The sequence below is a fragment of the Halorientalis brevis genome (assembly GCF_023077655.1).
Genome location: NZ_JALLGV010000003.1, coordinates 503,128 through 522,336, shown reverse-complemented (window position 1 = coordinate 522,336; position 19,209 = coordinate 503,128). Strand labels below are relative to the sequence as shown.

Below are 19,209 nucleotides of genomic sequence, written 5' to 3'. Positions count from 1 at the left end.
CGCCGAACGGTATGTCGGCGTCGCGTCGACACCCGCACTTACTCCAGATGGTGGTAGTCCAGTTCGTGTCCCTCGTCGAGAGCGGCCCGGACCTCGCTCGATGGTTCGGGCACGCCGCGGGTGTAGTGGTCCATCCCGATGACGCCGCGCCGGAACAGGACGTTGCGGTGCCAGTCGGGATCGGGCGCGTCGAAATCACGCCGGAAGTGCGCCCCGCGGGACTCCTCGCGAACGAGTGCACCGCGGAGAACGCCCTCAGCTAGCGTCAGCATGAACGAGAGGACCACGGCGCGCTCGAAGTCCCCGTCCGTCCGGTCACCCTCGACGCGGAGGTCGCCGGTCCGCTCGCGGAGCGCCCCCAGTTCAGCGAGACCGGTCTGGAGACCGTCCTCGTCCCGGATGATACCGGCGTACTCGTCCATGCAGGTCCGGAGGTCGGCGATGAGGGAGCCGGGCCGGACGGACCCGTCGGACGTGGCCAGGTCGTCGAGCGCGGTCATCGCTCGTTCGGCGTACGCCGCCATTCCGTCGGGTAGGGAAGGCGTCTCGGGGCGCTGACCGGCGAGGTGCTCGCCGACGACAGTTCCCATGGCGACGGTCTCAGCGAGGGAGTTCCCGCCGAGGCGGTTGGCGCCGTGGACGCCGGCCGCGGACTCGCCGACGACGTACAGCCGGTCGATTCGAGTCGCACCGGTCGTCCAGTCGACGTCCACGCCACCCATCGTGTAGTGGGCGGTCGGGGCGACTTCCATCGGTTCCGCGGTGACGTCGACGCCGAGCGACGCGAACCGCTCGACCATCGCCGGGAGCCGCTCTCTGACGTACTCGGCGTCGCGGTGACTGACGTCCAGGTACACCCCGCCGTTCTCGGTGCCGCGGCCCTCCCGGATCTCACGGGCGATGGCGCGAGCGACCACGTCGCGGGCGTCGAGTTCCATCTGGTCTGGCGAGTACCGCGCCATGAACCGCTCGCCCGCCGCGTTGAACAGGCGACCGCCCTCGCCGCGGACGGCTTCGGTCACGAGCCGGCCGGCCCAGTCCTCGCCGTAGCGGTCGCCCACCATTCCGGTCGGATGGAACTGGACGAACTCCAGATCCATGAGGTCAGCACCGGCTTCGTATGCCAGTGCCGGGCCGTCGGCCGTGTTCTCGTCGTCGCGCGAAGAGTGGCGGCCGTACAGCGCCGAGAAGCCGCCGGCAGCGACGACTACGTAGTCGGCGACGAACAGGACGAACTCGCCGTTCGTCAGGTCCACCGCGACGGCACCGTACACGCGCTCGCCGTCGGACAGCAGGTCGGTGACGAGCACGTTCTCGCGGTAGGGCACGTCGAGCGACTGTGCCGTCGCGACGAGCGTGTCGAGGATGGCCTCGCCGGTCCGGTCGCCGACGAACGCCGTCCGGCGGAACGACTGGGCGCCGAAGTACCGCTGGTTGATCCGTCCATCGGCGGTGCGGTCGAAGTCAGTCCCCCACGCGTCGAGTTCGCGAAGTTGGGCGGGCATGGCCTTCGCCACGGTCTCGACCGCGACGGGGTCGTTCAGGAAGTGGCCCTCTTTGAGCGTGTCCGCGGCGTGGACGGTCCAGTCGTCCTCGGGGTCGAGACTCCCCAGCGCGCCGTTGATGCCGCCGGCTGCCCAGATGGTGTGTGCGTCGCCGTGGGCTCGTTTCCCGACGACGAGCGTCTCGACGCCGCGGTCGACGAGTTCGATCGCCGTGCGGGCACCGGCTGCACCCGCACCGATGACCAGAACCGGCACGGACACCGTCTCGTAACGGGATCGCTGTACTGCTGTGTTCGCTGTGGCAGAGCTGCCGTCGCTCTCACCGGGTGGTTGCTGAGGTGCCATGTGAGGAGTATCACCGAATGCCGCCCGGGCGGCTATTCTGTCCTAATCTAGGCAACGGAAGTATATGAGCATCGCGCGTGGCGCGGGATAAGTTGCAGTATACCCAGTTCTGACGGCCAGCAGTGGTGGTTTCGTGGAAATCGTTGCAGGCACAGCGTGGTGGTCCCGGCGTCGGCGATCACCTACCGCTGCCAGACGGTGTGATTCCGCAGCGAAAAGACCAGGTCGTCCTCGACGGTCGCGGTCCGTCGCGTGGTGACGACGCCGCGGCTGTCGTTGTTCTCCGAGACGCGTTTGTCCTCGACGGTCAGCGAGACCGAAAGCGTGTCACCCGGCCGAACGGGCGCGGGCAGGCGCACGTCCTCGAAGTTTCCGGCGGCGACCAGGTCCGAGTCGCCGTAGAAGTGCTCGACGACGAGCGGTTGGGTCAGCGCGAACGTGTGGATGCCGCTGGCGATCAGGCCGTCGAAGTGTGATTCGGCCGCGGCGTCGGGATCGGTGTGGATGGCGAGCGGATCGTGTTCCTCGCCGAACGCGAGGATCTCCTCTCGCGTTGCCGAGGTCGTCCCGCAGTCGATCGTCTCGTCGACAGTCACGTCAGCGAACGTCCGATAACTCATCGCGTGAAGGCGAGGGTGTCAGGGGAATAGAGGTTACGTTCCGGCGGGCCGGTCCGGTCAGTCACACATCGACAGAAAGCCAGGCGCGGATCGCCGGAGGAATTACCGTGGGTGCGACCGTATCGTCGACGATGCTGGTGCTCGGCGACGCGCACGCGGCCGACCCGGACAATCGCGCAGCCCTGGTGAACGCGTACGACGACGCGGCGGCCGACGTTGCGCTCCAGGTGGGCGACCTGGAGTGGTACGACCTCCCCGTCGAGACGTGGTTCATCGCCGGGAACAACGAGGACCTGGACGTCATCGACGCGCTCCGAGACGGCGCAATGCTGCCCGAGGTGACCAACGCCCACCTGCTCGCGAGCACGGCCGCCGAACTCAGTGGGCTGCGAATCGCCGGGCTGTCCGGCAACTACGCCCCGACGAAGTTCGACCGCCCGTGCAGCGAACTCTCCGGCGGACGGCGGCGCCACTTCACCCGCGAGGAGGTCGACCAGCTCGCCGCCATCGAGGACGTGGACGTGCTCATGACCCACGAGGCACCGACCGGGCTGCTGTACTTCGGCTACGATCCGGGTTGCGGGCACGTCAACGACCTCCTGGCGGCACTCGACCCCGACCTCTGTCTCGTCGGCCACCACCACCGCCACAAAGAAGCCGAGATCGAGGGCTGTCGCGTCGTCAGTCTCGCGCCCGCCTGGGAGCGATACTACACGCTCGATCCGACCGATCTGACGCTTGCGAGCCACGAGACGCCCGACTGAGACCGGTTCGCCGGGCGTCGCCACTCAGCCTCTGGATGCACGGTCACGTCCAGCGTCGGTGCTGTCGGTGGATCTGGGTGTAAAAGAACGAAGTCACGCTGTGTCGCTCTGTGGCGACAGTACGAAACTCTAGTTACGAACGACGTTGGTCGCGCGCGGGCCCTTCGGGGCGTCCTCGATGTCGAAATCGATCTCGGTCCCTTCCGTCAGGTCCTCGCCGCCAACGTCTTCCATGTGGAAGAAAACGTCCTCGTCCGCGTCCTCTGTGTCAATAAAGCCGTAACCGCCTGTGTCGTTGAAGAAATCAACCTTACCGTTTGCCATTGCAAATAGACAAATGCAGACTACAGGGATAAAGGTTCTGCATTCGTCCGTAAAATAGGATTTCAGATAGACGAACATCCAGTCCAAAAGTTTTGTAGCGGACATTCGACCACGCACAGTCGGTTCTCGGGGAGATAGTACTGGATTCGTCACAACGAGCGACAGGTTCCGTCGTATCCACAGTTCTCGTCGTGCCGGCACGTGCGACGAGATGCGATGAGCCGACGGGGCTTTACGTGTCGAGGGCAGTCCTCAGACGTGGATTCTAACGAGGTTCGGCAGGAGTGGGCAGAGCGGAGTGGGGAGTACTCGCCGGAATATTACGCGTACTACGGCCCTGACGAGACGAGCGAGTCGATCCGCAGTATTCTCGACCGGTTCGTCGCCCGCGACGCGTCCGTCCTCGAACTGGGCTGTAGTTCGGGTCGCCACCTGGCGCACCTGCTCGACCACGGCTTCGAGAACCTGGCGGGCATCGAGGTCAACGGAGACGCGTTCGACGTCATGGAAGAGACGTATCCGGCGCTTGCCGACCAGGGGACGTTCTACCACGCCGCGATCGAAGACGTCGTCGGCGACTTCGAGGACGGGCAGTTCGACGCGGTCTACTCGGTGGAGACGCTCCAACACCTCCATCCGGACGTCGAGTGGGTCTTCGAGGAGATCGCCCGGATCACCGACGACCTCCTCGTCACCGTCGAGAACGAGGGCGGGGAGGATCAATCGCACTCGGACGACCCCGACGTCAACTACGTCAACGACGACTTTCCCCTGTACTATCGCGACTGGAGCCGCGTGTTCACCGAGTTCGACTTCGTCGAGGTCGACGCCGAGGTGGGGGAACGAGACACCGTCAGGACGTTCCGCTCGGCATAGCCAGGATCGGCCAGAAATTGGGCCTCGGCACTCATAGGGTTCGTCACTGCCGGGTGTCGAGGCCGGCTCTGAACCGCAGTCCATCGTCATCGGCCATCGGTGGCTACGAGGCGGGGAGGCAAGTCGGTTGCCCTCCGTCCCGCGGATCGGACGGCGCTTACTCCACGATAGCCGTGAGCACGCTGGCCGCGCGGCGACCCGCACGGCCGTCCATCGGAATCCCGAGCCTGTCGAGCCAGGCGTCGCGACGGTCCCGTTCTGCCTGCGAGTGGCCGTCCTCGTAGAGGCGGTCGACTGTTTCGATTGCCAGCTCGTCGGTCGTCGTCCCGATCTCGGGGACCTCGTTGGTCTCGGAGACGACGTCGGTCAGCTGGAGCAGCGGACGTCCGGTGTGCAGCCACTCGGTGACGGTGCCCGAGTAGTCCGAAATCAGTACGTCGGCCCACAGCAGGCTCTCGACCGGCGACCACGCGTCGTCGAACGTGACGGTAGGCAGGTCACAGATGCGGTCGCGACACTTTCGAACCAGCGAGCGCGCAGGCTGTTCGAGCGTGTCGTGTGGATGCGGGCGAAAGCGGAGGTGATAGTCGGAGCCAGCGAAGGTATCGAGGACGTGTTCGGCCGTGTTGCACAGGGAGCCCTGTCCGTAGCGGGTGTTCGTGGGGGCGTATAGCACGCGTCGCTGGCGCGGCGGCTCCGAGTCGACGAGCGCGTCGGCTTCCGGGATGCCGACCGTCTCGACGGCGAGGGGCGACTCGGTCTCGCGGTACTGCGTCGCCCACCACTCGCCGGGCGCGAGTGCCGCGTCCATCAGCGGGAACACCTCTTCGACGTCGACCTGAACCGTTCCGCGGCCGATCGACGCGCCGTGTCGCACGTGGACCAGCGGGTACTCGGTCTGGAAGTCGACGTCCCTGTGGCGGTAGTTGTGGTTGTAGACGACCACTGACGGGTCGATCTCGCGGACCTGACGGTTCACGTAGCCGACGTCCATGTACGCGAGGTCGACCTCGTCGATCTCGTCAGTGCACCCTTTGGCCGCCGGCCGAAGCGGCAGGTACGCCGACGCCACGTCGACGTGGGGATCGATCGCCTCGAACGTCTTGGCCTGGAAGGGAAACTCTACGGTGTAGAGAATCTCGGGCATAGTGACGGCCCATCCAGGATACGCCAGAACCGTGGTTAACTGTTGGGAGAGTCAGAACGGCGACAAGAACGCGGCAGCGGCCGCTCAGGCGATGTCCCAGCGGTCGGTCGTCACGCCGTCGACCCCGACGTTCCGGAGCGCTGCGATCTCGTCGGCAGTGCGGGCGGCTTTCCAGGCGACGACGTCGAGGCCCGAACTCTGGGCTGCGGTGACGACGTCGGTCTCCAGACAGAGGTCGTAGTGAGGGTGGACGACGTCACAGCCGTGTTCGATCGCGATCTTGAGGCTCGTCGACGGGTCGGACTCGAACAGATAGCCCGTGGGAACGGTCCAGTCGACGGCGTTGACTTCCCGGAGGGAAGCCGGGCGGAACGACGACACGGTCACGTCCACGTCGTAGTCGGCGACGACGTCTCGAACGTCCGCGGCGATGCCAGTGTCTTTGAGTTCGAGTTGCGCCCGAACGCCCTGGGGGAAGGCGTCGAGCACGTGGTCGAGTTTGGGAATCGACTCGCCCGAGTCGAGCACGTCGAGGTCCCGGAGTTCGGTCCAGCTGAGGTCGGCGATCGGACCGGACCCATCAGTCAATCGGTCGACAGTCTCGTCGTGAAAGACGACCAGTTCCCCGGATCCACACCGACGCACGTCGACCTCGATGGCATCGAGGTACTGAGCAGCGCGTTTGACCGCCCTGACGGTGTTTTCCGGACACTGGGCGGCACAGCCCCGGTGGCCGATGAGCTCCATTACCGGCCTCCAAGCGTAGGACCGCATTAACGCTATCGGCTCTCTCGTCTGTCATCCCCCCAACGAGTTTCGTCCGAGTAACCCGCTGTTTCGACCGGGTGAAACCGATCCCGGTAGCCACGGACGTCTCAGGTCTGGAGATCGAGCCCGTCAGCGGCGTCTAGGGGGAGCTTACGGCGGGCTGCAAAGAGGTCACGCGGGTAGTTGATCTCGATGTGATGGTCTGCGGGAATCGGCACCATTTCGGTCTCGACGGTGGGATACAGCACGGGATACCACTCGGTGCGATGCTGACTCAGGTGATCGCGGACCGCATCGACGTGCGTGCTGTCGATGACGCCGAGGCCGGCGTGCCGGTGTCCGGTAATCATCCCGTACTCGGTGACGAGTCCCCGGTCGTCACACCGGACCGCCGTCGACCCGTCCTGGTAGCCCGGAATGCACCCGACGACGCTTCGCGCAGTCGTCGACGAGTGGCTGTCGATGAGCGCCGTGACGGCCGCTTCGGTCACGACGACGTCCCCGTTCAACACGAGCACGTCGTCGTCCACGCCGGCGAGGCCGCGACGGAGCGATTCCGCGTTCTCGTAGTCGTCCCAGTCCTCGAAGACGATGGTTCGCGCGTCCGTGATCTCGTCGATCACGTTCTCGTAGGCGTAGCCGAGCACGACGGTCATCGAGTCGACGCGCCCGGAGAGGACGCGTTTCTGTCGCTCGTACAGCGTTCGCCCGGCGAGATCGATGAACGCCTTGGGGATGTCCGACGCGTGAGAGCCGAGGCGGCTCCCCTCACCGGCGGCGAGGATTACTGCGTGCACGCCATCACCTCCGTTGCCGCTCGTTTCCCAGCGCGACCGTCCATCGGGACGCCGAGATCCGCCAGCGTGGTCGAGCGCTCCCGTGCCACGCTCGCCGGGTACCCGTGTTCGTACAGTTGATCGACAGTCGCGAGCGACAACTCCTCGGTGACCATACCGACGACGGGTACGTCGAGGTCGGCTTCCGTGTCGGTCACCTGGAGCAGCGGACGTCCGGTGTGGAGCCACTCGGTGATGATGCCCGAACAGTCAGAGATCAACAGGTCGGCCCACAGCATGCTCTCGCGGGGCGTGGTGGTGTCGTCGAAGGTGACGTTCGGCAGGTCCGCGATGCGCTCCTTGCAGGCTTCGGTGAGCGTGCGCCCCGGTTCCTCGATGCGGTCCATCGGATGGGGGCGGAATCGAAGCTCGTACTCGGAGTCGGCGAACGTATCGAGCACCTGTGTGGCCGTCCGGAGATAGCTGCCGCCGCCGTAGTTGTGGTTCGTCGGGGCGTAGAGGACTCGGCGCTCGCGGGGCGGGTCCGTGCTGACCAGTTCGTCCGCTTCCGGGATGCCGACGACCCGCACGTCCACGTCGTCCGGAAACTCCTCGCGATAGTGTCGCGCCCACTGCTCGCCGGGCGCGAGGGCGAGATCGACGACGTCGCCGAGGTCCCGCGTCGTGTTTCGCGCTTCGCCCCGTCCGAGTGACGCGCCGTGTCGCACGTGGACGAGGGGATACTCGCGCTGGAACGCCGGTCGCTCGTCGAGCACTTCCGTCCCGAAGCGGTGGTTCTGGACGACGACGTCGGGGTCGATGTCGAACACGGCCGCGTCGAGGTCCTCGACTGACGCGATCGATCGTTGGACGACGGGAATCGAGGTCGGACAGCCCGCCTCGGGCCGCAAGGGGAGCACAGCCGATGACGCGTCGACGTACCGGTCGATCGCGACGAACGTTTTCCGCATGAAACGTCGGTCGAACGTGTAGAGGATGGTAACCATGGTGACCCGATCAAATCCGTCCGCGGTGGTTGGCTGGCGATTCGCACCGACTCCGTAGCTCTCAATACAACAAAGGTGGCGTACATACACCAGCCAAATCATTAATCTTATCGCCTAATGTATTCGAAAACAACTGTAACAACCCGGACAGGACGTGACAAAAGCCCGTATACCAAGCCTCAGCCACGGCCCTGGCTGACACCCGTCCATGACCGTGAATCACCAGCTAGTTTTAGCAGCGTTCCGGCCGAAGTCCCAGCGGGAGGTACGGTACATGAAGGCATTCGTCATGGAAGAGCTCGAGGAAGTCGGCTTCGCGGAGAAGGACGTGCCGGAGCCGGGACCGACCGACGCCATCGTCCGGCCGACGAAGGGACTGGTGTGTACCTCGGACGTCCACACCGTCCACGGCGCGATCGGCGAGCGCGAGAACCTGACGCTCGGCCACGAGGCCGTCGGCGTGGTCGACGCCGTCGGATCGGCGGTCACGGACTTCGAGCCCGGTGACCGCGTCGCCGTCGGCGCGATCACGCCCGACTGGGGGTCCGCTGCTGCCCAGAACGGCCACCCGTCCCAGTCCGGCGGCGCGCTCGGCGGCTGGAAGTTCGCCAACGAGAAAGACGGAGTGTTCGCGGAGTACTTCCACGTCAACGAGGCGGACGCGAACATTGCCCACATCCCTCAGGGCGTCTCGGACGAGGAAGCAGCCTACGTCGCGGACATGATGAGCACCGGGTTCATGGCCGCCGAAAACGCAGACATCCCGATGGGTGGAACGGTCGCCGTGTTCGCGCTCGGACCGGTCGGCCTCATGGCCGTCAAGGGCGCGGCGTTGCAGGGCGCCGGGCGGATCATCGGCGTCGAGGCCGTCCCCGAGCGGATCGAGCTCGCGCGACGGTACGGCGCCGACGACGTGGTGAACTTCGAGGAGGAGGACCCGGTCGAGGTCATCACCGCGCTCACCGACGGCGAGGGCGTCGACGCCGCCATCGAAGCGCTGGGAGCCAACGCCGCCTTCGAGAGCTGTATCGCAGTCACGAAACCCGGCGGCACGATCTCGAACGTCGGCTACCACGGCCAGGGCGAGTACGTGAACATCCCCCGGAGCGAGTGGGGCGTCGGAATGGCCGAGAAAGACATCGTCACCGGCCTCTGTCCGGGCGGGCGCCTGCGGCTCCAGCGGTTGCTCAGACTCCTCGACGAGGGGCGCGTCGACCCCACGCCGATGACGACCCACGAGTTCGACTTCGCGGCCGTCGACGAGGCCTTCGAGCTGATGGAGAGCAAGGAAGACGGCATCATCAAGCCGCTCGTCGACTTCACGTAGCGATGGCCGGCCCTCACCGTGGTTATTTTTTGACCTGCGGTATCGAATGCTGGTATGCTCTCAGTACTGCCGGGGACCGACCGGTACCGAACTGGCTGGTGGGCGCTCACGCTGGCGCTCGGAGCGGCCTTCGCGTTCGTCTTCTACTCGTTCGTCGGCACGTTCGTCTTCGGCGTCTTTCTCTACTACGGGCTCAGGCCGCTCCAGCACCGGTTACAGCGGCACGTCTCGCCCGGCATCGCCGCGCTCGTCGCACTCCTCGCCGTGGCACTCCCCACGCTCGTCATCGTCGGCTCGCTCGCCGTCGTCGGCGTCGGCGAACTGGTCACGTTCGTGGAGGACGCACCGATCGAAGAGACGATCACGTCCTACGTCGATCTCTCGGACCTCACCGATCCGATCGACGGTGCCGAGCAGGTCGCGACCGGCGGCGACAGCCCCGTCCAGAGCGTCGTCGCCGCCAGCACCGGCGTGCTCCTGTTCCTGACCGACGTCCTCCTCCACCTGTTCATCACGGTGACGGTCGCGTTCTACCTGCTGCGTGACGACGACAACATCCGGGGCTGGTTCGAATCGAGCGTCGCCGACCGGGGAGCGCCGGCACACGCGTACGCGACTGCCGTGGACCGCGACCTCGGAACCATCTACTTCGGCAACGTCCTGTTGGTGGCCGTCGTGGCCGCCATCACCCTCGTGTTCTATCACGGGTTCAACCTCCTCGCACCAGCCGGTCTGACAGTCCCGTTCCCGACGGCACTCGCACTGCTGACCGGCGTCGCGAGCATGGTCCCGATCGTCGTGGGAAAGCTCGTCTACGTCCCGCTCACGGCGTATCTCGGGGTCGTCGCGGCCCGGACCGACCCCTCGTTGCTGCTCTTTCCGGTCGGTCTGTTCGTGGCCTGTCTCGTGTTCGCCGACCTCGTCCCGATGGCGGTGCTGCTGCCGCGCATCGCCGGGCGCAAGACCCACGTCGGCCTCGTCCTGTTCGCGTACATCCTCGGTCCGATCCTCTTTGGCTGGTACGGCCTGTTTCTCGGCCCGCTCCTCCTGGTGCTCGGCATCCAGCTCGTCCGCATCGGCTTCACCGAGTTGCTTCACGGCAGACCGCTCACCCCGCAGGTGACGGCCGCGCCCGCGATCGGATCAGACCCCATCATCGCCGACGAACACACCGCAGAAGACGCCGGCGACGACGGCGCCGAGTCGGACGACACTGAGACGACAGCGTCGGAATCGTGACCTGTCGGCGTCGAAACCCCTCGCTCGATTCTTTTCCTGCTCGCCGTGGACGCCAGTGATATGGATATCACCAGGGGCGTGCTCATCGCGCTCGCACTCGTGCTGTTGGGGCTCTCGGTCGCGTTCGTCGCCCCCTTTCTCCAGTTTTTCCTGCTCGCCGTGTTGCTCGCCTACCTCCTCGAACCGGCACAGAGACGTCTCACACCGCGAATCGGCGCGCGAGTTGCAGCGAGCCTGCTCGTTCTCGTGGCCACGCTGGCGTTGCTGATACCGCTCGTCGTGGTCGGGCAGGTCGTCGTCTCTGAAGGGCTCAGCCTGGTCCGACAGGTCAGACAGGGGGACATCACGCTCGCGCAGGCAGAGCAGGTGATCTACGGCGTCACGGGGCTCCGGGTCGATATCGCGGGAACGCTCCAGTCGGCCCTCAGCGACGGGGGAACTCAAGCGTTCGGCAGCCTCCTCGGTGCGTTCGGTGCCGTGACGCACCTGTTCGTCGGACTCGGGCTGACGGTGTTTCTCCTCTATTATTTCCTCAAGGACGGGACCGCGTTCATGGCCTGGTTGCGTCGAACGCTCCCGCTCCCGGACCACGTCCAGAACGAACTCTACGCCGCGCTGGACGACATCATGTGGGCGGTGCTGGCCGGACACGTGTTCGTGGCGGTCGTCCAGGGCGTTCTCGCAGGGATCGGTCTCTTCGTCGTCGGGATCCCCAGCGCCCTGTTCTGGACCGCCGTGATGGTGGTTCTCTCGCTGCTCCCGATCGTCGGCTCGTTTCTGGTCTGGGGCCCCGCGGTCCTGTTCCTGATCGCGAACGACCAGCTGCTCCCCGCGGTGTTTCTCCTGTTCTGGGGGAGCGTCATCGTGGGTCTCTCGGACAACTACCTGCGGCCGATCGTCGTCGATCGCTACGCCCAGGTCAGCCCCGCCGTCATCGTCCTCGGGCTCGTCGGCGGCATCACCGTCATGGGCATCATGGGCCTGTTTTTCGGCCCGATCGTCATCGGCGCACTCCGCGCGACCCTCGACGTGTTCCGCGACGAGTACCGCTCGCCCCCCGGAACGTAGCACGCAGGCCGTCACCGACTGCGGACTCCTCACTCGGCGACGCGCTCGCGGGCGGCCGCGACCACCAGCGGCAGCGTGATTGTCGCGTCGGCGTACACGGACGCGTTCCGTGCCGCCTTCTCCAGTTTGCCCCAGGAGCGGGCTTCGTCCAGCGTCGCCCCCGAGAGGCCGCCGGTGGACGGCTGGTCCATCGTCAACTGCACTGCGTAGTCGTAGGCGTCGGGCGCGACCAGCATCGTCTGGAGGACGAAGTTCTTGGGGACGCCGCCGCCGACGACCAGCGCGCCCGCTTCGTCCGCCTCGAACGCCTGATCGGTGATGGTGTTCATGTCCGCGAGCGCGTCGAGCGAGAACTCGCTCGTCTGGCCGTACATCCACGCCTGGAGCCCCAGCACGGAGTCCTGGATGGCCGGACAGTAGACCGGCACGTCGTGTTCGTACGCCGCGGCGGCGATGCCCGGGCCTTCCTCGACGTCCGCCCGTTCGTTGACCTCGCCGTTGGCCCGGCCCAGTTCCGCAACCAGTCGCTGGATGCTGACGGTGCCTTCCTCCTCGACGGCCGGAAACACCTCGTCGCGGAGGTGGCCCTCGAACAGCGCGAAGTGCTCCTGGGGGAGATACACGTTGTAGATGCGGTCGACCTCCTCGTCTCGCAACTGTTCGTCGTGTTCGCGCTCGGTCTTGCCCTCGGCGTGGACCTGCCCGTGGTGGTGTTTCCCGCCGATGGCCTCGATGGCGTCGTGGGTGAGGTTCGCGCCGGTCGTGACGAGCGCGTCGACGTGGCCGTCGCGGATGAGGTCGGCGACGATGCGGCGCATGCCGCTGGGCACCATCGCACCGGCGAGGCCGACGAAGTTCGTCACGTCGTCGTCCAACATCTCGGCGTAGATGTCGACGGCCTCGTGGAGGTCCGCCGCGCCGATGCCGGCCTCGCCGTACTCGTCGGCGAGCTGGCCGACGGTCATGCCGGCGCGCGCCTCGGCGTGGGCGATCGGATCGTGCGAAAAGGTCTCCCGTTCCGGTGGCTGCCACTCGTGGTCGTCCTCGGTCATTGCAGGAGGATTGCGACCGAGCGGTTTCAACGGCGCGGTTCGAGACCCCGGCGACTCACCCTTGCCCGCCAGCGAGCGCGCTCGCTTCGGGGAGCGTCCGCAGGTACAGCATCGCGGCCGTGCCGACGAGGGGGCCGACGACCAGCGGGACGAAGGCCCAGCGCCACCCGACGGCCTCGGCGACGACCGGCGTCAGCTGGATCGACCCGATCGTCAGGAGGTAGCCGATGGCCGTCTGCAGGGTCAGCGCCGACCCGACGTAACTGTCCTCGGCGAGTTCCGAGACGGCCGCCGAGAACTGCGCGGAGTCGGCCACGACGGCGAACCCCCAGACGAGCACGAAGGGCACGAGGACGACGACGGGGCCGCCGAAGACGAACCCGGCACCGACGCACGCGGCCCCGCTGACGACCATGCTCGCGCTCGTGATCGTGGTCCGCCCCATCCGATCGGCGTAGATGCCCGCGACGAGCGCCCCCGCGCCGCCGACGGCGATGGTCCCGAACGCGACGAGCGCGGCGAAGGCCGCCGACTCGCCGCCGCTGGCCGCGAAGCTGGCGGCCAGGTAGACGGGAATCCACGTCCAGACCGCGTACAGCTCCCACATGTGCCCGAAGTAGCCGAGGTTGGCCAGCATCGTCCCCCGGTCGCTGACCATCCGGCGCACCGCACCCGGGTCGAACGGCGCTGCCGGAGCCTGGTGCGGGCCCGGCCGCACGGAGAGGACGAGCAGGCCGCCGATCCCCGCCAGCCCTGCCGCACCGAGGAGAACCAGTCGCGGCTGGCCGACGCCGCCGACCGCCCGGAGCAGGTGTGGCATGGCCGATCCGACGGTCAGTGCGCCGACGAGCGACCCGATGGCGAACCCGCGGCCCTCCCGGAACCAGCCGGCCATGATCTTCATACCGGGGGGATAGACGCCGGCCAGCGCGACGCCGGTGAGAAAGCGCAGGACGACGGCCGGGAGGAACGACGAGACCGCCAGTGCGATGGTGGCGGTCGCGACCGCACCGACGACCGCGGAAACGGCAAAGAGGTGGCGCGGCGGAACGGCGTCCGAAAGCGTAAACACCGCCGAAAGCAGTGCGCCGACGACGAAGCCCAGTTGCACGGCGTTCGTCAGCCACGCGGTCTCGGCACCCGAGAGGCCCCACGCCGCGGCGAGTTCCGGCCCGACGGCCGACGCCGAGAACCAGAGCGTCATCGCCAGCAACTCGGCGAGCGCGAGGACGATCAGGACGCGGTACTTCCGGCTCGACGATTCCCGGGCGGCGATGGACTCGTCAGTTTCCGCGGTACTCATCTGTCGAGAGAATGACCGCAAGCCGTGTAAAACTGGGGTCGGCGTGGCGGTGAGCGCACACGATCGCAGTGAGCAGTCAGTTCGTCGTCGTGATCTCGACGACGTCCCGGTGGTCGAGTTCGTGATCGGAGCCGATCTGGCGGCCCGACCGAACGTCTTTCCCGTGGAGGAACCCGTCGCCGATGTCGGTGTGCAGGAAGTACGCGAACTCCTCGGCGGTCGCGCCCTCGGGGAGGACGAAACAGTCCTGCAGGAAGGTGCCGTCCTCCTGGGGACTCTCCGCGCCGGGGAAGACGGCGATGGCCCCGAACTCCTCGAACAGCGCGGTCTCGATGGCCTGCTGGACGCCCGTCCCCTCGAACGCCGTGACGAACGACCGAATCTGTTCGAGGCCGGCCGCCTGCTCGTCGCTCAGGTCGGCGACGATGTCGAACTCGCTCGCGCCGGGACGGTACTCGACGGCGCCCTGCTCGTCGGCCTGCTTGAGCGCCTTCTCGGCGTGCGCAGAGACGGGGACGACAGTCAGGTGCTCGTACTCGGGATCGCTGGTGATCTCCTCGAAGTTTTCCTGTGCCTCGGGGGTGTCCATCTTGTTGGCCGCGACGATCATCGGCTTGGTCCGGATGCGAATCTCGCGAGCCAGGCGTTCCCGGTCGTCTTCGTCCCAGGTCTCCGGGTCGAGGTCGAGTCCGAGCGAGAGGATGACCTGCTTGATCTCGTCTTTGTTCGTCCGGAACGCGCTCATCTGCTCGGCGAGGTCGACCTCGATCTCCTTCTCTTCGCCTTCGTACCCCGACCGGTAGCGCTCGATCCCCTTCTCTAAGATGTCGAGGTACCACATGTCGAGTTCGTTCTCCAGGAAGTCGATGTCCTCGCGGGGGTCGTGACCTTCAGTGGCTTCGCCCTCCATGTCCGTCGTCCCCGAGAAGTCGACGACGTGGACCAGCACGTCCGTCTCGTTCAGGTCCGAGAGGAACTGGTTACCCAGTCCCCGGCCCTCGTGGGCACCCGGGACGAGGCCAGCGACGTCGACGAGTTTGACGGGAACGTACCGCGTCCCCTCCTCGCAGTAGCCGTGGTTCGGCGTGCAGGTGTGGTCGAACTCCGGCGCGGCGCAGTCGACTCGCACGTAGGCCTCGCCCACGCTCGGATCGATCGTCGTGAAGGGGTAGGCGCCCTCCGGCACGTCGTTCATCGTGGCAGCGTTGAAAAACGTCGACTTCCCCACCGAGGGTTTGCCGACCAGCCCGATCTTGTAACTCATTGCACCGACATAGCCGAACGATTCGCTAAAGGGTTTCTACCCTGATAAGTAGTGGGAGAGAGTGACAGACAGGCCCCAAGACAGGGGCGTTCTGAAAACGCTCGTTCGATTTTTGTAAACTATTATGCCAGAAATAAACTTATGTTGGGTCGGGGACGAGGTATTCGCATGAGCGAACCCGTCAGCGAGTACGAACACCTGACGACGAAAAAGCGCCAGCGACAGGGGAACACGGAGCTGGCGCAGGTGACGGACGTCGCCGTCGGGACCCGGACGGTGGTCCTCACGGCCCGGTTCGACTGGCGTGCCGAGGCGGTCCGGTTTCGCTACGAGCTGAACGACGACCGGGACGTCCTCCAGCTCGAATCGCTCGCCGAGTCCGCAGGGTTCGCGTTCGAGCAGGTCGAGTTCCTCGAGGGCGAGACCGTCGAGGTCACCTACACCGGCGGCGAGTGGGTGCCGTCGGCGCACGCCGCCCACGTCGAGGGGAGTGGCTCGGCGGCCGAGACGTTCAGGACCGAACTGCGCCTGCTGGCGCGGGAACTCGCGCGACTGCCGAACCTGCCGCGCCGCGCCATCCGCGCGCTCCGGACGGCGACGACACAGCAGACGATCATCGGCGTCATCCTTGTCAAGAAAGTGCTCGTCCTGGTCCTGCTGGCGTGGTATCTCCTATAGTACCCCGGGAAGCAGACAGGAGCGTGGCATCGCGCTTTTGCCCGTCGACGGAGAAGGTACCGGTATGGCAGGTCCGGAGCGCGAAGACGCCGCCACACGTCGGGCGAAGTTAGCCGAAGCCATCACGGCTCATCGGCGGGCGGGCAGCCAATCGGCAGTGTACTTCGGTGCCGAAACCGACGACGAGTCGCCGGTCGTCGAGTACGTCGACCGCGAGATCACCGTCGAGGTCGGCGACGCCGAGCGCGACCGGTTGGACGCGCTGCTCGCGGACTTCCACGTGTTCAAGATCGCCCAGCCGGCGACCCGGAAAGCCCCCGCTGGCGAGATACACATTTCCGCGCTGGCGGACCCGAAACACACCGCGGACTTCGTCGACCGGCTGTTTCTGGACGTCTACGACTTCGAGGAGAGCTACGCGCTGGCGATCGTCGAACCGTAGCTATTCGAGCAGGGGCAGAACGATACCGAAGACGATGGGCGCCAGGAGCGCGACGAAGATGCCGAGGAACTCCATGTCGACGAAGAGCGTGTGTTCCCACCCGGGAAGCGGGCCGAAGTACGTGCTCCCGATCACGTCGGCCAGCAGGCCGGCCACGAACAGCGAGATGCCGATCAGGAAGCTGCGCTTGGTCCACGTGGGATAGTCGATCGATCGTGTGCGTGCCATTATCGGGTATCGGGACGACCGTTCGTTTAACCTTTTTGGGAGGTGCGCCGAGAACGGTAGGTTTTCATCGGTCGGTTTTCAACACCGCGACAGATGTATATCGTCATCGTCGGGGCGGGTGACATCGGGACGCCGCTCATCGAGATCGCGACGGCCGGCGGCAACGAAGTCGTCGTCATCGAACGCGATGCCGAGCGGGCCGAACGAGCGTCGAGACAGTACGACTGTCTCGTCATCAACGACGACGCGACGGTCAAAGAGACGCTGAAAGACGCCGGTTCCGACCGGGCAGACGCGCTCATCTCGACGACCGACCAGGACGCGACGAACATCATGGTCTGTTTGCTCGCACAGGAACTGGACGTGCCGGAAGTCGTCTCCGTCGTGCACAATCCCGAGCACATGAGCCTGTTCCGACAGATCGGCGTGAACACGATGGAGAACCCCCAAAGCCTCATCGCCGAGCACCTGTATCGGGCGGTCAAGCGCCCCTCCATCGTCGACTTCATGCGCATCGGTGAAGAGGCGGAAGTGTTCGAGATCAGCGTCAAGGAGAACGCACCTATCGTCGGGAAGACGCTCCAGGAGGCCAACGAAGAGGGGCTCGTCGGGGGCGAGACGCTGGTCGTCGCCATCGAGCGCAACGGCCGGGGCGAGCCGATAACGCCCCGCGGGAACGTTCGGATAGACGCCGGCGACCTGCTAACGGTTTACTCGGCGACGGGAGCGACGCCCGGCGTGACGGACGTCTTCGGCCATACCGAGGACCATAGCTGACATGTCGCGACGGAACGACGGCCTGCTCCCGACCGACCTCAGGATCATCGCCCGGGACATCGGGAAGCTCCTGTTGATGGAAGCCGGGCTGATGGTCATCACGGCAGCCATCGCCCTCGGGTTCCGGGAGTTCTACGCCGCGATGGCTTTTTTCCTCGCGGCGGGTGCGACCGCGTCCGTCGGCGGACTGGCCAATCGCGGGTTCGTGGACGCGCCGAATCCCCGGATGAAACACGGGATGGTCATCGCCGCCGGCGGGTGGTTCATGACCGCCGCCTTCGGCGCCATCCCGTTCTTTCTGACGGCCTGGCTGACCCCGCCAGCAGTCATGGACACGTTCGTCCCCGCGGGCATGGACACGAGCGCGTGGGAACCGATCAAAGTCGGCGGCACGACGACGCTGTCCAGTCTCGCGTACTTCCGGGACCCGCTGCACGCCTTCTTCGAGAGCATGAGCGGCTGGACCGGCAGCGGCCTGACGATGGCGATTCACGAGCCGTCGCTCCCCCGCTCGATCCAGTGGTGGCGCTCGTTCATCCAGTGGGTCGGCGGCGTCGGCGTGATCGTGCTCACAGTCTCGATCCTCTCCCGCCCGGGCAGCGGAAGTTACACGCTCTATCGGAGCGAAGCCCGCGAGGAGAAGATCCATCCCAGCGTCGTCTCGACGGTGCGGACGGTCTGGAAACTCGTCGTCGGGTACACGCTATTGTCGTTCGTGCTCCTGTTCGGCGCGATCCTGGCGAGCGACAGCGCGTACGCCCAGTCGCTCCCGCTGTGGGAGGCCGCCTGGCAGGCGCTCAACCACGCCATGACCGGCCTGACCACGGGCGGGTTCTCGGTCACGGACAACTCCATCGCGACCTACAACTCGCCGCTGGTCGAGACGGTTCTGCTCCCGATCATGATTCTGGGAGCCATCGCGTTTCCCGTTCACTACCTCCTCGTTCACGACAGACAGTTCGCTGAACTCCGCGAAGACCTCCAGACGCGGTGGCTGTTCGTCCTGCTCGCGCTCGGCGTCGTCGGCCTCTCGCTCCAGAACGCGCTGTCAGTCCCGGTCGCCAGCGACGCCTTCGCGACCCAGTCGTTCCTCCCGCAGTCGGTTCAGGTGCTGGGTCCCCAGGAGAGCGACGCGGTCCGGGACTCGACGTTCCAGTGGGTGAGCGCCCTCTCGTGTACTGGCTTCCAGTCGGCACCGATCGGTCGCTGGGTCGCTGGCGGCAAAGTGATGCTCGTCGGTGCGATGACGCTCGGCGGTGCCGCTGGGTCGACCGTCGGCGGCATCAAGATCATCCGCGGGTACACCATCGCCCGGGGGATCATCTGGCAGTTCTCGCGCGTGTTCCTGCCGAAGAACGCCGTCATCACCGCCCGCCTCGGGGACCGCACGCTCGACCGCGAGGAGATGGAACGGGAGTTCAGCGAAGCGGCGATCGTCACGATTCTGTGGATACTCCTCCTCATCGCGAGCAGTATCGTGCTTGCCAACGTCGCGCCAGGCTTCGGCTACGCCGACGCGCTGTTCGAGGTCGCCAGCGCCCAGGGCAACGTCGGCCTCTCCTCGGGCATCACCGGCCCGACGATGCACCCGCTCGCCGAAGCGATGTTCACGCTCAACATGTGGATCGGTCGCCTGGAGATCATTCCGGTGCTCGTCTTCGTTCGGTCAGCGATCTACGGGCTGGAACCCTGATCCGAG

Annotated in this window: 20 protein-coding genes; 9 read left to right on the top strand and 11 right to left on the bottom strand. The window is 66.1% G+C overall.

All coding sequences use genetic code 11. From position 1 onward, the window contains the following. Window positions 1-38: 38 nt before the first annotated feature. Together MU553_RS08110 and MU553_RS08105 are read right to left on the bottom strand one after the other, a co-directional pair. Complete coding sequence (locus MU553_RS08110) at window positions 39-1,850, bottom strand: L-aspartate oxidase (protein ID WP_247377531.1); 1,812 nt, start codon at window positions 1,848-1,850, stop codon at window positions 39-41. Window positions 1,851-2,032: 182 nt separating this feature from the next. Continuing rightward, a complete protein-coding gene (locus MU553_RS08105) occupies window positions 2,033-2,470 on the bottom strand; it encodes a MaoC/PaaZ C-terminal domain-containing protein (protein ID WP_247377528.1) in 438 nt (145 codons plus the stop codon). A 131-nt stretch (window positions 2,471-2,601) separates the two neighbouring features. Between MU553_RS08105 and MU553_RS08100 the strand changes: the two genes are divergently transcribed. Then, window positions 2,602-3,234 (top strand): metallophosphoesterase family protein, encoded by a 633-nt coding sequence (locus MU553_RS08100; protein ID WP_282594254.1) that lies wholly within the window; start codon window positions 2,602-2,604, stop codon window positions 3,232-3,234. Window positions 3,235-3,363: 129 nt separating this feature from the next. Here MU553_RS08100 and MU553_RS08095 read toward each other — a convergent pair whose 3' ends face one another. After that, window positions 3,364-3,558, bottom strand: a complete 195-nt coding sequence (locus MU553_RS08095; protein WP_247377525.1) for a cold-shock protein — start codon at window positions 3,556-3,558, stop codon at window positions 3,364-3,366. Window positions 3,559-3,816: 258 nt separating this feature from the next. Between MU553_RS08095 and MU553_RS08090 the strand changes: the two genes are divergently transcribed. Next, the gene (locus MU553_RS08090) at window positions 3,817-4,434 is read left to right on the top strand and encodes a class I SAM-dependent methyltransferase (RefSeq protein ID WP_247377523.1); all 618 of its coding nucleotides are present in this window, start codon (window positions 3,817-3,819) and stop codon (window positions 4,432-4,434) included. Between the two features lie 157 nt (window positions 4,435-4,591). Here the strand turns inward: MU553_RS08090 and MU553_RS08085 are convergent, their stop codons facing one another. The 4 genes from MU553_RS08085 to MU553_RS08070 form a co-directional block, all read right to left on the bottom strand. Continuing rightward, window positions 4,592-5,581 (bottom strand): CDP-glycerol glycerophosphotransferase family protein, encoded by a 990-nt coding sequence (locus MU553_RS08085; RefSeq protein WP_247377521.1) that lies wholly within the window; start codon window positions 5,579-5,581, stop codon window positions 4,592-4,594. 84 nt (window positions 5,582-5,665) lie between these two features. Further along, window positions 5,666-6,328, bottom strand: a complete 663-nt coding sequence (locus MU553_RS08080) for a glycerophosphodiester phosphodiesterase (protein WP_247377519.1) — start codon at window positions 6,326-6,328, stop codon at window positions 5,666-5,668. A 128-nt stretch (window positions 6,329-6,456) separates the two neighbouring features. Then, a complete protein-coding gene (locus MU553_RS08075) occupies window positions 6,457-7,146 on the bottom strand; it encodes an NTP transferase domain-containing protein (RefSeq protein ID WP_247377517.1) in 690 nt (229 codons plus the stop codon). Then, entirely contained in the window at window positions 7,134-8,132 is a 999-nt protein-coding gene (locus MU553_RS08070) for a CDP-glycerol glycerophosphotransferase family protein (protein ID WP_247377515.1), read from the bottom strand. Before MU553_RS08070 ends, MU553_RS08075 begins: the two co-directional genes overlap by 13 nt. 274 nt (window positions 8,133-8,406) lie before the next feature. Here MU553_RS08070 and MU553_RS08065 point away from each other — a divergent pair, with 274 nt between their 5' ends. The 3 genes from MU553_RS08065 to MU553_RS08055 are packed head-to-tail and all read left to right on the top strand — an operon-like array spanning window position 8,407 to window position 11,766. Continuing rightward, on the top strand, window positions 8,407-9,459 hold the full coding sequence (locus MU553_RS08065; RefSeq protein WP_247377514.1) for an NAD(P)-dependent alcohol dehydrogenase: 1,053 nt from the start codon (window positions 8,407-8,409) through the stop codon (window positions 9,457-9,459). A gap of 54 nt (window positions 9,460-9,513) precedes the next feature. Further along, window positions 9,514-10,698: an AI-2E family transporter gene (locus MU553_RS08060; RefSeq protein ID WP_247377511.1), complete on the top strand. Its 1,185-nt coding sequence runs from the start codon at window positions 9,514-9,516 to the stop codon at window positions 10,696-10,698. 60 nt (window positions 10,699-10,758) lie between these two features. Further along, complete coding sequence (locus MU553_RS08055) at window positions 10,759-11,766, top strand: AI-2E family transporter (RefSeq protein ID WP_247377509.1); 1,008 nt, start codon at window positions 10,759-10,761, stop codon at window positions 11,764-11,766. Window positions 11,767-11,795: 29 nt separating this feature from the next. Here the strand turns inward: MU553_RS08055 and MU553_RS08050 are convergent, their stop codons facing one another. The 3 genes from MU553_RS08050 to MU553_RS08040 all read right to left on the bottom strand — a co-directional run bounded on the left by MU553_RS08050 (window position 11,796) and on the right by MU553_RS08040 (window position 15,385). Continuing rightward, window positions 11,796-12,818 (bottom strand): deoxyhypusine synthase, encoded by a 1,023-nt coding sequence (locus MU553_RS08050; RefSeq protein ID WP_247377507.1) that lies wholly within the window; start codon window positions 12,816-12,818, stop codon window positions 11,796-11,798. A 55-nt stretch (window positions 12,819-12,873) separates the two neighbouring features. Then, the gene (locus tag MU553_RS08045) at window positions 12,874-14,121 is read right to left on the bottom strand and encodes an MFS transporter (protein WP_247377505.1); all 1,248 of its coding nucleotides are present in this window, start codon (window positions 14,119-14,121) and stop codon (window positions 12,874-12,876) included. Window positions 14,122-14,197: 76 nt separating this feature from the next. Beyond that, entirely contained in the window at window positions 14,198-15,385 is a 1,188-nt protein-coding gene (locus tag MU553_RS08040; RefSeq protein WP_247377503.1) for a redox-regulated ATPase YchF, read from the bottom strand. A gap of 168 nt (window positions 15,386-15,553) precedes the next feature. Here MU553_RS08040 and MU553_RS08035 point away from each other — a divergent pair, with 168 nt between their 5' ends. Together MU553_RS08035 and MU553_RS08030 are read left to right on the top strand one after the other, a co-directional pair. Further along, window positions 15,554-16,063, top strand: coding sequence for a hypothetical protein (locus MU553_RS08035; protein WP_247377502.1), 510 nt, complete (start codon window positions 15,554-15,556; stop codon window positions 16,061-16,063). A 64-nt stretch (window positions 16,064-16,127) separates the two neighbouring features. Further along, window positions 16,128-16,505, top strand: coding sequence for a DUF7975 family protein (locus tag MU553_RS08030; protein ID WP_247377500.1), 378 nt, complete (start codon window positions 16,128-16,130; stop codon window positions 16,503-16,505). Here MU553_RS08030 and MU553_RS08025 read toward each other — a convergent pair whose 3' ends face one another. Beyond that, window positions 16,506-16,733 carry a DUF7860 family protein gene (locus MU553_RS08025; RefSeq protein WP_247377498.1) on the bottom strand — a complete coding sequence of 76 codons (228 nt, stop codon included), beginning with the start codon at window positions 16,731-16,733 and terminating at the stop codon, window positions 16,506-16,508. A 93-nt stretch (window positions 16,734-16,826) separates the two neighbouring features. On the opposite strand from MU553_RS08025, the gene MU553_RS08020 reads away from it, so the two are divergent. Next, window positions 16,827-17,510 carry a potassium channel family protein gene (locus MU553_RS08020; RefSeq protein WP_247377496.1) on the top strand — a complete coding sequence of 228 codons (684 nt, stop codon included), beginning with the start codon at window positions 16,827-16,829 and terminating at the stop codon, window positions 17,508-17,510. Window position 17,511: 1 nt separating this feature from the next. Beyond that, on the top strand, window positions 17,512-19,203 hold the full coding sequence (locus MU553_RS08015; protein ID WP_247377493.1) for a potassium transporter TrkG: 1,692 nt from the start codon (window positions 17,512-17,514) through the stop codon (window positions 19,201-19,203). Window positions 19,204-19,209 lie beyond the last annotated feature (6 nt).